At 70.0% G+C, this 13,327-nt stretch carries 15 protein-coding genes and 1 other annotated feature; of the genes, 7 read left to right on the forward strand and 8 right to left on the reverse strand.

Translation table 11 applies throughout. The features are described from left to right. Window positions 1–88 precede the first annotated feature (88 nt). Window positions 89–553: an Lrp/AsnC family transcriptional regulator gene (locus tag QFZ27_RS07065; protein ID WP_429225388.1), complete on the forward strand. Its 465-nt coding sequence runs from the start codon at window positions 89–91 to the stop codon at window positions 551–553. 18 nt (window positions 554–571) lie between these two features. On the opposite strand, the gene QFZ27_RS07070 is transcribed toward QFZ27_RS07065, so the two are convergent. Next, window positions 572–1,138: a helix-turn-helix domain-containing protein gene (locus tag QFZ27_RS07070; protein WP_429225389.1), complete on the reverse strand. Its 567-nt coding sequence runs from the start codon at window positions 1,136–1,138 to the stop codon at window positions 572–574. A gap of 102 nt (window positions 1,139–1,240) precedes the next feature. On the opposite strand from QFZ27_RS07070, the gene QFZ27_RS07075 reads away from it, so the two are divergent. The 3 genes from QFZ27_RS07075 (at window position 1,241) to QFZ27_RS07085 (ending at window position 3,880) form a co-directional block, all read left to right on the forward strand. Beyond that, window positions 1,241–1,762: a GNAT family N-acetyltransferase gene (locus QFZ27_RS07075; RefSeq protein ID WP_429225390.1), complete on the forward strand. Its 522-nt coding sequence runs from the start codon at window positions 1,241–1,243 to the stop codon at window positions 1,760–1,762. After that, entirely contained in the window at window positions 1,762–2,211 is a 450-nt protein-coding gene (locus QFZ27_RS07080) for a DMT family transporter (RefSeq protein ID WP_429225391.1), read from the forward strand. The genes QFZ27_RS07075 and QFZ27_RS07080 overlap by 1 nt, the downstream gene beginning before the upstream one ends. A gap of 64 nt (window positions 2,212–2,275) precedes the next feature. After that, window positions 2,276–2,331: a sequence feature (sul1 is cis-regulatory element that is thought to sense ions involved in sulfur or methionine metabolism; They are found in Alphaproteobacteria), on the forward strand. Between the two features lie 67 nt (window positions 2,332–2,398). Beyond that, window positions 2,399–3,880 carry a SulP family inorganic anion transporter gene (locus QFZ27_RS07085; RefSeq protein ID WP_429225392.1) on the forward strand — a complete coding sequence of 494 codons (1,482 nt, stop codon included), beginning with the start codon at window positions 2,399–2,401 and terminating at the stop codon, window positions 3,878–3,880. 79 nt (window positions 3,881–3,959) lie between these two features. Here QFZ27_RS07085 and QFZ27_RS07090 read toward each other — a convergent pair whose 3' ends face one another. Continuing rightward, a complete protein-coding gene (locus QFZ27_RS07090) occupies window positions 3,960–4,529 on the reverse strand; it encodes a precorrin-2 dehydrogenase/sirohydrochlorin ferrochelatase family protein (RefSeq protein WP_429225393.1) in 570 nt (189 codons plus the stop codon). Further along, window positions 4,529–6,247 carry an NADPH-dependent assimilatory sulfite reductase hemoprotein subunit gene (locus QFZ27_RS07095; protein WP_429225394.1) on the reverse strand — a complete coding sequence of 573 codons (1,719 nt, stop codon included), beginning with the start codon at window positions 6,245–6,247 and terminating at the stop codon, window positions 4,529–4,531. Before QFZ27_RS07095 ends, QFZ27_RS07090 begins: the two co-directional genes overlap by 1 nt. A 122-nt stretch (window positions 6,248–6,369) precedes the next feature. Here QFZ27_RS07095 and QFZ27_RS07100 point away from each other — a divergent pair, with 122 nt between their 5' ends. The 3 genes from QFZ27_RS07100 to cysC are packed head-to-tail and all read left to right on the forward strand — an operon-like array spanning window position 6,370 to window position 9,803. Continuing rightward, on the forward strand, window positions 6,370–7,107 hold the full coding sequence (locus tag QFZ27_RS07100; RefSeq protein ID WP_429225395.1) for a phosphoadenylyl-sulfate reductase: 738 nt from the start codon (window positions 6,370–6,372) through the stop codon (window positions 7,105–7,107). 3 nt (window positions 7,108–7,110) lie between these two features. Further along, complete coding sequence (gene cysD / locus QFZ27_RS07105) at window positions 7,111–7,905, forward strand: sulfate adenylyltransferase subunit CysD (protein ID WP_429225396.1); 795 nt, start codon at window positions 7,111–7,113, stop codon at window positions 7,903–7,905. Window positions 7,906–7,907: 2 nt separating this feature from the next. Next, the gene (gene cysC / locus QFZ27_RS07110; RefSeq protein WP_429232420.1) at window positions 7,908–9,803 is read left to right on the forward strand and encodes an adenylyl-sulfate kinase; all 1,896 of its coding nucleotides are present in this window, start codon (window positions 7,908–7,910) and stop codon (window positions 9,801–9,803) included. Window positions 9,804–9,925: 122 nt separating this feature from the next. Here the strand turns inward: cysC and QFZ27_RS07115 are convergent, their stop codons facing one another. The 5 genes from QFZ27_RS07115 to murJ form a co-directional block, all read right to left on the reverse strand. Further along, window positions 9,926–10,207 carry a type II toxin-antitoxin system RelE/ParE family toxin gene (locus QFZ27_RS07115; RefSeq protein ID WP_429225397.1) on the reverse strand — a complete coding sequence of 94 codons (282 nt, stop codon included), beginning with the start codon at window positions 10,205–10,207 and terminating at the stop codon, window positions 9,926–9,928. Next, window positions 10,182–10,421: a type II toxin-antitoxin system RelB family antitoxin gene (relB, locus tag QFZ27_RS07120; RefSeq protein WP_429225398.1), complete on the reverse strand. Its 240-nt coding sequence runs from the start codon at window positions 10,419–10,421 to the stop codon at window positions 10,182–10,184. Before relB ends, QFZ27_RS07115 begins: the two co-directional genes overlap by 26 nt. A gap of 9 nt (window positions 10,422–10,430) precedes the next feature. Further along, window positions 10,431–10,691: a TfoX/Sxy family protein gene (locus QFZ27_RS07125; RefSeq protein WP_429225399.1), complete on the reverse strand. Its 261-nt coding sequence runs from the start codon at window positions 10,689–10,691 to the stop codon at window positions 10,431–10,433. Beyond that, window positions 10,688–11,692, reverse strand: a complete 1,005-nt coding sequence (gene trpS, locus QFZ27_RS07130; RefSeq protein ID WP_429225400.1) for a tryptophan--tRNA ligase — start codon at window positions 11,690–11,692, stop codon at window positions 10,688–10,690. The genes QFZ27_RS07125 and trpS overlap by 4 nt, the downstream gene beginning before the upstream one ends. Before the next feature lie 62 nt (window positions 11,693–11,754). Beyond that, window positions 11,755–13,305 (reverse strand): murein biosynthesis integral membrane protein MurJ, encoded by a 1,551-nt coding sequence (murJ, locus tag QFZ27_RS07135; RefSeq protein WP_429225401.1) that lies wholly within the window; start codon window positions 13,303–13,305, stop codon window positions 11,755–11,757. Window positions 13,306–13,327: the final 22 nt, after the last annotated feature.

Here is a 13,327-nt window from a genome sequence, read left to right on the forward strand (position 1 = left end):
GCCGGCTGGTCGATCCTGCCTATCCTTGCGCTGTTCTATCTGGCTCTCTGGTAGGGTCTACCAAGATAAATCCTCTTCAAGGTAGATCATGCTCGAACCGGTCGATCTCCGCATCCTGGGCGCCCTGCAGCAGGACGGCCGGCTGACCAACCAGGCGCTGTCGGCCGAAGTCGGGCTGTCGACCTCGCCCTGCTGGCGCCGTGTCCGCCAACTGGAGGAGGGCGGCGTCATCCAGGGCTATGCGGCACTGCTGGACCGGCGGCGGATCGGCCTCGGCGTGCTCGCCTTCATCCGGGTCAGGATCGACAGCCACAGCGAGGCGGAGGCGGAGGAGTTCTCGGAGAGCGTCCGGCAGCTGCCGGAGGTGGTCGCCTGCTACAGCATCGCCGGCGATTCGGACTTCCTGCTGCAGGTCGTGGCCCCGGATCTCGACAGCTACGCCGACTTCGCCATGGCGGTCGTACGCCGGCTGCCCGGGATCAAGGAGATGCAGACGATGTTCGTGCTGAAGGAGATCAAGCCGTTCAGGGGCTTCCCGCTGGACAAGGCCTGAGGCCGGACCCCTCCGGGGTCAAGGCTGGCGCAGCACCACGACGGCGTAGGTGCAGGGGCGATCGCTCTCATTCCGGAAGATGCAGTCGACCGGCGGGCCGAGCTCAAGGCAGTCGCCGGCCTGCATCTCGTGCCGCGCCGTCCCCTCGACGAACACCAGCGCGCCCTCGAGAACCCAGATCAGCTGGCGCTGGAAGGCATAGGCCGAGGCCGGCATCGGCACCTCCCGCCCGGCCGGCAGCTCGATCCGCACGAGGTCGAGCGGCAGGTCGGTGCGCGGCGACACGTGCCGGCGCAGATAGCCGGTCTGCGGGTCGGTCCACACCGGCTGGTCGGGCCGCCGCGACAGCCGGCCCTGCTGCATCTCGGCCCGCGCCATCAGCGTCGACATGCTGAGGCCGAAGGCGCCGGACAGCTTGCCGAGCAGGCTGGCCGTCGGGCTGCTCTCGCCCCTTTCCACCTTGAACACCATGGCGCGAGAGACGGCAGCGCGCGCGGCGAGGTCGGAGAGGGACCAGCCGCGGCTGTCCCGCTCGATCCGGATGCGGGCGCCGATGCGCCGGTCGATGCCGTCGGAGCTCACCATGCGTGCTACTATAGTGGACCATATGAGCAATGCGTATCACTAAAATGGACGAATGCAGCGAGGAGGCTCAATCTACGGGCTGTCCATTGTCGTGAGGGTGAGATGCGCATTCGCGACGCCGAGGCTGGCGACATCGCCGGCATCCTGGCGATCTACAACGACGCCGTGGTCCACACGACCGCGATCTGGAACGAGACCGTGGTCGATGCGGCGAACCGCGCCGCCTGGCTCGTGGAGCGGCGGCGCCTCGGCTACCCGGTTCTGGTGGCGGTCGATGACGACGGCCGGGTGGCGGGCTACGCCTCCTTCGGCGACTGGCGCGCCTGGGACGGCTATCGCCACACCGTCGAGCATTCGGTCTATGTCCACCGCAACCGGCGCGGCGGCGGAGTCGGCAAGGCCCTGATGCTGGCGCTCATCCTCCGGGCGAAGGCCCTGGGCAAGCACGTCATGGTCGCCGGCATCGAGGCGGGCAACGCCGGCTCGATCCGGCTGCACGAATCGCTCGGCTTCGAGCCGGCGGGGGTGCTGCGCGAGGTCGGGACGAAGTTCGGCCGCTGGCTCGACCTGGCCTTCCTGCAACTGCGGCTCGACGGCCGCATCGGTCCGGACGGGCGGGCCTGATGGGCGCCGCCCCGACGGTCGCGCTGCTGGTCTCGGCCGGGCTGTGCCTGGTGCTGCAGAACCTGCTGATGGTCCGGATCACGCTGTCGGCCTCGACCGTGCTGATCGCGCTGGTAATCAACTCCGCCGTCGGGCTGACGGCGCTGCTGACCCTGCTGCTGCTCCGCAACGGCATGGGCGGCGTGGCCGAGGCGGTGTCGGCCCTGCGCTCCTGGGCGTTCCTGCCGGGGCTGCTCGGCTCGTTCTTCGTCTTCGCCGGAATCCTCGGCTATCAGCGGCTGGGGGCGGCACCCACCATCGCCATCCTGGTGGCGAGCCAGCTGGTGGCCGGGCTGGCGGCGGACCAGTTGAAGCCCGACGCCCCGACGCTTCAGGCGAACGCCACGCCCCTGATCGGGGCCGTCCTGCTGGCTGTCGGGGCCTTCCTGATCGCTCGCCGGGGTGTCTGACCGCCCTGGTCGCGAAGTGGCGATATTGCAATGCAGTATGCGCGGCGGTATGTAGGGCCATTCGACTGGACCCGGTGAAATCCCGGGTGGCTCTTCCGGCCGCCGATCCGCCGGACAACGCAAATGACCTCACTGGCCGTCCTCGCGACATCGCGGCGGCGAGCGCATGTCTATTGCGGGTACCCTTATGAACACACATTCGGCCCTCCGCCGCGACTGGCTCTCCAACATCCGCGGCGACGTCCTGTCCGGCATCGTCGTGGCCCTGGCGTTGATCCCGGAGGCGATCGGCTTCTCCGTGATCGCCGGCGTCGATCCGAAGATCGGCCTGTTCGCCTCGGTCGTGATCGCCATCGTGATCGCCTTCGCCGGCGGCCGGCCGGCCATGATCTCGGCGGCCACGGCCGCGACCGCCGTAGTGATGACCGACCTCGTCCGCGACCACGGCGTGCAGTACCTGTTCGCCGCCACGATCCTGATGGGTGTTTTCCAGATCCTCGCCGGCTTCCTGAAGCTTGGCCGGCTGATGCGGTTCGTCTCCCAGTCGGTGATGACCGGCTTCGTCAATGCGCTGGCCATCCTGATCTTCCTGGCCCAGCTGCCGGAGCTGGTCGGCGTGCCGCCCGCGACCTACGGGCTGATCGCGCTCGGCCTCGCCATCATCTACCTGTTCCCGCGGGTCACCCGGGCCATCCCGTCGCCCCTGGTGGCGATCGCCATGGTTACCGTCGTCGCGGTCGTGTTCCGGCTCGACGTGCGCACGGTGGCGCATCTCGGCGAGCTGCCGTCGTCCCTGCCGGCCTTCGGTCTGCCCTCAGTGCCGTTCACGCTGGAGACCCTGCGCATCCTGCTGCCGGTCGCACTGACCCTCGCGGCGGTCGCGCTGCTCGAATCGCTGTTGACCGCCCAGATCGTCGACGACATGACCGACACGTCCAGCAACAAGAACCGGGAATGCTCCGGCCAAGGCGTCGCCAACATCGCCTCGGCGCTGTTCGGCGGCATGGGCGGCTGCGCCATGATCGGCCAGTCGGTGATCAACGTCTCCTCCGGCGCGCGCGGCCGCCTCTCGACCCTGGTGGCGGGCGGCTTCCTGCTGGTGCTGCTGGTCGCGCTGCAGGACCTGCTGGCCATCGTCCCGGTCGCGGCGCTGACCGCCGTCATGATCATGGTGTCGGTCAACACCTTCTCCTGGCGCTCGCTGGTCCGGCTGCGCAGCAATCCCGTGCCCTCCTCGGTGGTGATGCTGGCGACGGTGGCCACGGTCGTCGCCACCTCGGACCTGGCGATCGGCGTGCTGGTCGGCGTGCTGCTGTCCGGCGTGTTCTTCGCCGGCAAAGTGTCTCGCCTCAGCCGCGTCACCTCGACGCTCTCGCCGGACGAGACGGTCCGGACCTACCGGGTCGAGGGGCAGGTGTTCTTCGCCTCCGCCGGGACCTTCGCGGAATCCATCGACGTGATCGAGCCGGTCGAGAGAATCATCATCGATGTCGGCGACGCGCATTTCTGGGACATCTCGGCCGTCGGCGCACTCGACCGCGTGGTGCTGAAGGCGCGCCGGCACGGTCGCGAGGTCGAGGTCGTCGGCCTGAACGCGGCCAGTGCCACCATGGTCGAGCGCTTCGCCGTGCACGACAAGGAAGCGGCCGCATCGGCGCCGCCGCACTGACACGGTTCGAGGGGCTCCGTTGGTATCGGACCCCTGCCCCATGGATCCGGCTGCGTGTGTGTAAGCCTGGTGGGGCCCCTCAGGCCCCCGGCCGGCCGAGCCAGCCTTCGCGGTCGATCACCGAATCGACCGCGCGGGAAATCTCCGTCGGGCCCTTGCCCTGGGCCCGCAGCTCGGAGCGCAAGAGGCCCAGCTGGGCCAGGCGGATGCCCCAGTCGCGATGGATCAGCCGCTCGGCCGCGAGCCGCAGCCGGCCGGCGAGGCGCGGGCTGTGGCCGCCGGTCGAGATCGCCACCACCAGGTCGCCGCGGCGCACGATCGCCGGCAGGTGGAAATCGCACAGCGCCGTGCGGTCCTCGACATTGACCAGCAGGCCGAGGCGGCGGGCCAGGAGGGCGAGGTCGGCGGCGCGGGCCTCGTCCAGATCGGCCACCAACAGCAGGCGCTGGGCGCCGAGATCAGTTGCGGTCGGCAACCGCCGCCGCAGCCGGTCGCCGGCGGCGAGCACCAGGTCGGCCGAGGGATCGTCGGCGAAGACCGTGACGGTGAAGCCGCCTTCGTCCAACTGGGCCAGGCGGCGCACCGCCTTGTCGCCCTGCCCGACCAGGGCGACCGGCACCGCCTCCGGGCACAGCGTGATCGGCAGCATCAGAGCGCCTTCCCGCCGGGCAGCAGGGTGGCCAGCGCGTCGTTGCCCTGGCGGTGGCACCAGTCGCCGAAGCCCTCGCCCGGCAGCCGGTCGCGGGCGAAGGCGCCGAACAGCGGGTCCAGCGTGTCGGCGATCGCCGCCTCGGGCACCTTCTCGGTCAGCTTGGCGTTCAGCCGGGTGCCCTCGAAATCGCCGCCCAGGAACAGGGCGAAGGTGCCGGGGGTGCGGCCGACCAGGCCGATGTCGCCGGCATAGGGGCGGGCGCAGCCATTCGGGCAGCCGGTGATGCGGATGCTGATCCGCTCCTCGATCAGCCCGTGCTTGCGCAGCGCGTCCTCGATCGAATCGACCAGCGGCTCACGGATGCGCTCGGCCTCCGACAGCGCCAGGCCGCAGGTCGGCAAGGCCGGGCAGGCCAGGGTCCAGCGGCGCACGGCGGTCAGGTCCTCGGCGAAGACCACGCCGTGGGCGCGCAGATGCGCCTCGATCTCGTCGCGCTCATTGGCGGCGATATCGGCGATCAGGATGTCCTGCTGCGGCGTCAGCACCGACGGCTTGGCCCAGTTCTCGAACAGGGCGCGCAGCGCGGTGCGCAGCCGCACCTTCGGGCCGTCCTCGATCCGGCCGCTGGCCACCGGCAGCCCCAGCCAGAAGCGGCCGTCGCCCTGCTCGTGCCAGCCGAGATGGTCGGGCACCTGGAACGGCCCGTGCGGCAGCGGGTCGGCCAGGACCCGGCCGAACTGGCGCTCCAGCTCCTTGCGGGTCCAGTCCAGCCCCATGTCGTCGAGCACGTATTTCAGCCGGGCGCGCTTGCGGTCGGCGCGGTTACCGTGGTCGCGGTACAGCCGGATCACCGCCTCGGCGCCCTGCAGCAGCTCGCCCGGGCCGACCGAGGCGATCGGCGACGCCATGCGGGCATGGGTGCCGGCCTTGGTGTGGGTCAGCCCCTGGCCGCCGCCGAGATTGAGGTTGTACCCGACCAGCTGGTCGCCCTCGAACACCGAGAGGATGCCGAGATCCTGCGTCAGCAGGTCGATCGAGTTGTCTTCGGGCGTGGCCAGGCCGATCTTGAACTTCCGCGGCAGATAGGTGGTGCCGTACAGCGGCTCGTCCACCGATTCGGCCGGGGTCTGGTTCTCCTCGTCGAGGAACAGCTCGTAATAGGCCCGGCTCTTCGGCAGCAGCCGCGTCGACAGAAAACGGGCATCCGCCTCCAGCCGCGCATGCACCGCGTCGCGGATCGGCGCCGGGGTGGTCATGACGTTGCGCACCACATCGCCGCAGGCGGACATGGTGGTCAGCATCGAATGGTTGATGTCGGCGATCGTCGCCTTCAGGTTTCCCTTCAGCACACCGTGGAATTGGATTCCCTGGCGCGTGGTAATCCGCAGCGTTCCGTTGGAGTACCTGTCGGCGATAGCGTCGAGCGCCAGATACTGCTCGGCCGTGAGCCGCCCGCCTGGGATGCGGGCGCGGACCATGAACTGGTATTCCTTCTCCAGCCCCTGCTTCTTCCGCGGTGTCGCGGTGTCGCGGTCGTACTGCTCATAACTGCCGTGGAATTTCAGCAGGTTATAGCTTTCCTCGGTGACCGAGGGACCCGGGGTGAGGAGGTCGGCGGCGATGCCGCCGCGCAGGAATCGGCTCTGTTCCTTCACGCCTTCGACGGCGGAAAGCTTCGGCGGAGCCGCGGGGGCGGCGGAGTGTTCGGCGGACATCGGCGGCGGCGTTCTATCCACAATTGATGGTTGACATTAGTCCCCGGATTCACACACAGTCAACCAGCAAATGCGCTCTATTTTACAGTAAAATAGGAGCAATTGCCGAGCATGAGCATCCGATGTCCGCTTCAGCCGCTGCCGCTTCGCAGCTCGAACAGGAGCTGATCGCCGCCGATTTCGCCGGGCTGGACGGGTGTGCGCTGATCGAAAAGGTGCTGGCGGATCCCAGGCTCGGGCGGGTCGCGCTGGTGTCGTCCTTCGGCACCGAATCCGCGGTGCTGCTGGCCCTGGTGGCCGAAGTCGCGCCGGCCACGCCGGTCGTCTTCCTCGACACGCTGCGGCATTTCGGCGAGACTCTGCGCTACCGCGACCGGCTGGTCGCGCAGCTCGGACTTGAGGATGTGCGCTCGGTCAGGCCCGACCCCGCTGAGATCGCCAGACGAGACCCCGACCTGCTGCTGTTCCAGCGCGACCCGGACGCGTGCTGCGCGCTGCGCAAGGTCGAGCCGCTGGAACGGGCGCTGTCCGGCTTCGGCAGCTGGATCACCGGCCGCAAGCGGTTCCAGGCGCTCACCCGCGCCGATCTGCCGGCAGTCGAATGGGCGGCCGATGAGGGCCGCTTCAAGATCAACCCGCTGGCCGGCTGGTCGCCCGACCGGGTCGCCGCGGAATTCGAGGCGCGCGATCTGCCCCGCCATCCGTTGGAGGCCGACGGCTTCCTGTCGATCGGCTGCATGCCCTGTACCGAGCGGGTCGCGCAGGGTGCAGACCCGCGCTCCGGCCGCTGGTCTGGCCAAGACAAGACCGAATGCGGTATCCACCGCACCGCCGATCCCTCCCCAGTCACGTTCCTTTAGGCCATGAATCATCTCGACGAACTCGAAGCGGAGAGCATCACCATCCTCCGCGAGGCCTTCGCCCGTATCGATCGGCTGGCCCTGCTGTGGTCCATCGGCAAGGATTCCACCCTGATCCTGTGGCTGCTGCGCAAGGCGTTCTTCGGCCACGTCCCGTTCCCGCTGATCCAGCTCGAGACCCATATGGAGCTGCCCGAGGTCTATGAGTTCCGCGACTGGCTGGTGCGCGAGTGGAACCTGCCGCTGATCATCGAGGACTGCCCGCCGGAGGAGGACATGGACCCGACCCTGGCGGCGGGGGCCCGGGCGGCGGCGCGCAAGACCGAAGGCCTGAAGGCGGTGATTCAGCGCGAGGGCTTCGAAGGCATCATCGTCGGCATCCGCCGCGACGAGCAGGGCACGCGGGCGAAGGAGCGGGTGTTCAGCCCGCGCAGCTTCGAGGGCGCCTGGGACGTGGCCGACCAGCCGGCCGAATTCTGGGGCCAGTACAAGACCCGGTTCGAGCCCGGCACCCATGTCCGCATCCACCCGATCCTGAAATGGACCGAGATCGACGTCTGGCGCTACACCCAGCGCGAGGGCATCCCGATCGTGCCGCTGTACCTCGCCAGGGACGGGCTGCGCTACCGCTCGCTGGGCGAGAAGAACATCACCCTGCCGGTGGCCAGCGACGCGGACACGATCGAGGCGATCATCGCCGAGCTCGAGACCACCAAGGTCTCCGAACGCTCCGGCCGGATCATCGACAACGAGACCGAGGACGGCTTCGAGCGCCTCCGCAGCGCAGGGTACATGTGACCATGGACGGAATCGTCGCCCTGCACCCGGCGCTGGCCGCCGCCCGCACCCTGCGCGTCGTCATCGCCGGCCATGTCGACCATGGCAAGTCGACCCTGATCGGCCGCCTCTTGCACGACACCGGCGCGCTCGGGCCCGAGCGCGTCACGGCGGTCGAGGCGATGAGCAAGAAGCGCGGCATGCCGTTCGAATGGTCGTTCCTGATCGACGCGCTGCAGTCGGAGCGCGACCAGGGCATCACCATCGACACGGCCGAGGTGCAGTTCCGCACCCCGCGTCGGCGCTATGTGCTGATCGACGCGCCGGGCCATGCCGAGTTCCTCAAGAACATGGTCTCCGGCGCCGCCGGCTCCGACGCGGCGCTGCTGCTGGTCGATGCCCGCGAGGGCACGCTGGAGCAGTCGCGCCGCCACGCGCTGATCCTCGGCCTGCTCGGCATCACCCAGGTGGTGGTGGCGATCAACAAGATGGACCTGGTGGGGTACGACCAGGCCCGCTACCAGGCCGTGGTCGACGAGATCTCGGCCTATCTCGGCAGCGTCGGCATCACCCCCTCTGTGGTGGTGCCGGTGGCCGCCCGGCACGGCGAGAACATCGCCACCCGCTCGGCCCTGATGCCCTGGCATGACGGGCCGTCGCTGGTCGAGGCGCTGGACGGGCTGGAGGCGGCGCCGACGCCGACCGACCAGCCGCTGCGCCTGCCGGTGCAGGACGTCTACAAGTTCGACGAGCGGCGCATCGTCGCCGGCCGGATCGAGAGCGGCGCCCTGGCGGTCGGCCAGACCCTGCGCTTCGCCCCCTCGGGTAAGGTCGCGCGCATCGCCGCAATCGAGAGCTGGCCGGCGTCCGAGATCACCACGGCCAAGGCCGGCCAGGCGGTCGGGCTGACGCTCGACCCGCCGGTGTTCGTCGAGCGCGGCCAGATCGCGACCCTGGTCGATGAGGTGCCGGCGAGCGCGACCCGGCTGAAGCTGCGCCTGTTCTGGCTGGCGCGCGAGCCGTTGCGCCCCGGCGCCCGGCTGACGCTGCGTCTGGCCACGGCCGAGCACACGGTGACGGTGGAGCGGATCGGCCATGTGGTCGAGGTGCACACGCTGGAGACCCGGACGGCGGAGCTGGTGCGGCGCAACGAGACCGCGGAGATCGAGGTGGTCGGCCGCACCGCCATCGCCTTCGACCGCCATGCCGAGCTGCCGGGCACCGGCCGCGGCGTGCTGTTCGACGGCTATGACGTGGTCGGCGGCGTCACCATCCTCGACGCCACGGGCGACAGCCGCCTGCTGTTCCCGACCGAGCGGCGGGTCGATGCCGCGGCCCGGCGCATCGCCAACGGCCATGCCGGCGGCGTGGTCTGGCTGACCGGCCTGTCCGGGGCCGGCAAGTCGACCCTGGCGACGGCGCTCGAATCCCGCCTGTTCGCCCGCGGCTGGCAGGCGACCGTGCTGGACGGCGATTCGCTGCGCACCGGCCTAGGCCGCGACCTCGGCTTCTCGACCGAGGACCGGGCCGAGAACGTCCGCCGCGCGGCCGAAGTGGCGCGGCTGTTCGCCGATGCCGGGCTGATCGCGATCGTGGCGCTGATCTCGCCGGAGCGCTGGCACCGGGCGCTGGCCGGCGACGTGATCGGCGACGGCTTCCGCGAGGTGTTCGTCAAGGCCGACCTGGCGATCTGCGAGCAGCGCGACCCCAAGGGACTCTATGCCAAGGCGCGCCGCGGCGAGATCCAGGGCTTCACCGGAGTCTCGGCGCCTTACGAGGAGCCGGAGACGCCGGATCTGACGATCGACACCGGCGCCATGCCGCGCGACGCCGCGATCGACCTGCTGGAGTCCTTCGCCATCACCAGCTTCGCCGGCTCGCCCAAGCGCGCGGGGGAAGACGCGGATCCTTCGATCTGAGGTAAGCCCGAGCGTCCCATTCTGTCATGCCCGGGCGCGACCCGGGCATTCAGAGGATGTCGACATCTCCTGGATTGCCGGGTCAAGCCCGGCAATGACATGTGGAAGGTGCTGAGATTGCCTCAGCTTGGCGGATAGGCTTGCCGGGCGTGGAGAACACTCAGGATATCGACGACAGCCGGGCCGACCCGATAGACGATGATGTAGTTCGGGTGGATCACCGCCTCGCGCGTTCCGGCGACACGGCCGGGTCGATAGAGGTACGGATGCTCCGACAGCCGTTCTGCCGTGTCAGCGGCAACGGCCAGCAATCGATCCGCGGCAGCGGGATTGCGTTCGGCGATGTAGCCGAGAATCTGCTCGAGATCGGTGAGAGCCTCAGCGCTCCAGCTTACGGGCAGCATGGGCGCGGCGCTTCTCGTCGATCAGCGCGCGCAGGCGTGCCATCGCCTCGTCATGGGGAACTGAGGGCTGCGTGCTGGCCAGGGCCGCTTCCACCTTGGTGCGGAACCAGCGGTCATAGGCCTCGGCCTCTTCGACCGTGGCAAACTCGGACTCGATCGGGGACAGGGCGCGGCTCATGCCCTTAGTATAGGGGCTTTCCGGGCCGGTGGCCACCGGCCGGCCTCACTCCACCCCGGCGTCCTTGCGCAGCAGGGCGCGCAGCTCCTGCGGCAGGGCGGCCCAGTGCTGGTTGGTCAGCGCGCCGTGCAGGGCGTAGAGGGCGTTGACCGTGATCAGCTCCGGCTGCGCCGCCTTCAGCCGCTGCCAGGCCTCGACCGGGCCGATGGCGCGCAGCTCCGTCTCGGTGGTGATGCCGACGGCGGCGAGCCACTCCGCGGTCTTGGGCCCGAGATTGGGCAGGGACGAGATCGGGCGCTCCCTCACGGCCGCAGCAGCCCCATGATGTCCTGCGTCTCGGCCAGCACCGGCGCCGCGATTGCGGCGGCCTTCTCGCCGCCCTGGCGCAGCACCGCATCGACATGGCCGGGATCGGCCATCAGCCGGCGCATCTCGCCGCCGATCGGCGCCAGCACCGACACGGCGATGTCGGTGAGGGCGCCCTTGAAGGTCGAGAACGGCGCGCCGCCGAACTCGGCCAGCACCGCATCGACATCCTTGCCGGCCAGGGCGCCGTAGATGTTGACCAGGTTCTCGGCCTCCGGCCGGCCCGCCAGCCCGGCCGCCTCGGCCGGCAGCGGCTCCGGGTCGGTCTTGGCCCGGCGGAACTTCAGCGCGATGGTGTCGGCGTCGTCGGTCATGTTGATGCGGCTGTAGTCGGACTCGTCCGACTTGCTCATCTTCTTCGACCCGTCGCGCAAGCTCATCACCCGGGTGGCCGACCCCAGGATCTGCGGCTCCGGCAGCGGGAAGAACTCGACGCCGTAGCGCTGGTTGAAGGACTGGGCGATGTCGCGGGTCAGCTCCAGATGCTGCTTCTGGTCCTCGCCGACCGGGACGTGCGTGCCCTTGTACAGCAGGATGTCCGCCGCCATCAGCACGGGATAGGCCAGGAGGCCGTGCATCGCCGTGTCCTGCTGCTTGCCGGCCTTGTCCTTGAACTGGGTCATCCGCCGCAGCCAGCCCAGCGGGGTGACGCAGGAAAACAGCCAGGCCAGCTCGCTGTGCTGGGGCACCTGGCTCTGCGCGAACAGGATGCTGCGCGCCGGGTCGATGCCGACCGCCAGCAGCGTCGCCGCCAGTTCGCGGATATGGGCCCGCAGCTCGACCGGGTCCTGCGGCTGGGTCAGGGCGTGCAGGTCGACGACGCAGTAGATGGTCTCGAACTCCGCCCCGTCCTGCAGCGCCACCCAGTTCCGCACCGCGCCGAGATAGTTGCCGAGGTGCATGTTGTGGGTGGGCTGGATGCCCGAGAAGATGCGCTTCATGTCCGCCGATGCCGCAGAGGGGTGGGGGAGGCTCGGTTTATGGCCGGGGCGATACAGCCGGGTCAACGGTCTAGATTGGGGGCCGCCAGATGCCCGCGGCGGCGGAACCGGGCCAGCTCGCCGCGATCGACCGCGCCCAGAGCCAGGCAGAGGACGGCGTAGAGCGCGGCGCCGCCGGCGATCAGGGCGGCCAGCGCCGTGCCGCCGGGGGCCGTCGTGCCCTGCCGGGCCAGCAGCAGCCCGGCCGCCATGCCCAGCGCCGCCAGCAGGATTCGCCCGCCGCGCCGGCGCAGCCCGGCATCGACCGGCAGGGCGCCGCGCCGGCGCAGCGACCAGGCCAGCAGGCCGGCATTGACCCAGGCCGAGACGGCGGTCGCCAGCGCGATGCCGACATGGCCCAGGGGGCGCATCAGCAGCGCGGCGCCGGCCACGGCCAGGACCGTGGCGACCAGCGCGGTGCGCATCGGCGTCGCCGTGTCCTGCCGGGCGAAGCAAAAGGTCGAGAACACCCGGATCAGGATGTAGGCCGGGATGCCGGCGGCATAGGCGGCGAGCGCCCCGGCCACCGCCACGGTCTGCTCCGGCCCGAAGGCGCCGCGCTCGAACAGCCCATGCACGATCGGCCCGGCCAGCAGGATCAGCCCGGCGGCGGCGGGCAGCCCCAGCAGCAGCCCGTATTCGATCGCCCGGCTCTGGGTCGCCGCGACATCCTGCGGCCGATCCTCGACCAAAAGACGGGTCAGGGTGGGCAGCAGGGCAGTGCCCAGGGCAATGCCGACGATGCCGAGGGGCAATTGGGTCAGCCGGTCGGCGTAGTACAGCGCACTGACCGCGCCGGCCGGAAGGAAGCTGGCGATCAGGGTGTTCAGCACCATCTGGATCTGGGTGATGCCGGTGCCGATCGCGCCCGGCCCCATCAGCACCACCAGGCGGCGCAGCCGCGGCCCGATCCGCGGCGGCATCAGCCGCACCGACACGCCGTGGCGGCGGCAGGCCAGCGCCAGCCAGGCCAGCTGGACGATGCCGGACAGGGTGACGCCGATCGCCAGTGCCCGGCCCGGCGACCCGGCCAACTGCGTGCCGAACAGCAGCGCCGCGATCAGCACCAGGTTGAACAGGATCGGCGCCGCGGCGAAGGGGGCCAGCTTCTCCTGCGCGTTCAGCACCCCGCCGAGCAGGGCCGAGACCGACATCAGCAGCAGGTAGGGGAAGGCTAGCCGGGCATAGTCCAGCGCCAGCGCCTCGCGCACCGGGTCGGCGACGAAGCCGGGGGCGATCACTGCCAGGATCGCGGGCATGGCCAAGAGGGCCAGCAGGGTCAGCGGGATCAGCACCGCCAGCAGCGCCGCCAGCACCTCGCCGGCGAAGGCCAGCGCCGCGGCCCGGCCGCGCTCGCCCCGCTCGGCCGCGTATTGCGGCACGAAGGTGACCATGAAGGCACCGTCGGCGAACAGGCGCCGGGCCAGGTTGGGCAGCTTGACCGCGATCACGAAGGCGTCGGCCATCGGCCCCGCGCCCAGCAGCGAGGCGGTCAGGATATCGCGGACGAATCCGGCGATCCGGCTGACGGCCGTCAACCCCCCGACCGTCGCCATGCCGCGCAACAGTGACATGGCCGAGCTTTAGCCGGGTTTT

Source organism: Inquilinus ginsengisoli (assembly GCF_050434925.1).
GTDB lineage: Bacteria > Pseudomonadota > Alphaproteobacteria > DSM-16000 > Inquilinaceae > Inquilinus > Inquilinus ginsengisoli_B.

Bases quoted from the DNA above. Each gene is read 5' to 3' on its own strand.
- QFZ27_RS07065 (WP_429225388.1), top strand. From the start codon at position 89: ATGCTCGAACCGGTCGATCTCCGCATCCTGGGCGCCCTGCAGCAGGAC.
- QFZ27_RS07080 (WP_429225391.1), top strand. From the start codon at position 1,762: ATGGGCGCCGCCCCGACGGTCGCGCTGCTGGTCTCGGCCGGGCTGTGC.
- QFZ27_RS07070 (WP_429225389.1), bottom strand. From the start codon at position 1,138: ATGGTGAGCTCCGACGGCATCGACCGGCGCATCGGCGCCCGCATCCGG.
- QFZ27_RS07090 (WP_429225393.1), bottom strand. From the start codon at position 4,529: ATGCTGCCGATCACGCTGTGCCCGGAGGCGGTGCCGGTCGCCCTGGTC.
- QFZ27_RS07075 (WP_429225390.1), top strand. From the start codon at position 1,241: ATGCGCATTCGCGACGCCGAGGCTGGCGACATCGCCGGCATCCTGGCG.
- murJ (WP_429225401.1), bottom strand. From the start codon at position 13,305: ATGTCACTGTTGCGCGGCATGGCGACGGTCGGGGGGTTGACGGCCGTC.
- cysD (WP_429225396.1), top strand. From the start codon at position 7,111: ATGAATCATCTCGACGAACTCGAAGCGGAGAGCATCACCATCCTCCGC.
- QFZ27_RS07115 (WP_429225397.1), bottom strand. From the start codon at position 10,207: ATGCTGCCCGTAAGCTGGAGCGCTGAGGCTCTCACCGATCTCGAGCAG.
- trpS (WP_429225400.1), bottom strand. From the start codon at position 11,692: ATGAAGCGCATCTTCTCGGGCATCCAGCCCACCCACAACATGCACCTC.
- QFZ27_RS07085 (WP_429225392.1), top strand. From the start codon at position 2,399: ATGAACACACATTCGGCCCTCCGCCGCGACTGGCTCTCCAACATCCGC.
- QFZ27_RS07095 (WP_429225394.1), bottom strand. From the start codon at position 6,247: ATGTCCGCCGAACACTCCGCCGCCCCCGCGGCTCCGCCGAAGCTTTCC.
- QFZ27_RS07100 (WP_429225395.1), top strand. From the start codon at position 6,370: ATGTCCGCTTCAGCCGCTGCCGCTTCGCAGCTCGAACAGGAGCTGATC.
- cysC (WP_429232420.1), top strand. From the start codon at position 7,908: ATGGACGGAATCGTCGCCCTGCACCCGGCGCTGGCCGCCGCCCGCACC.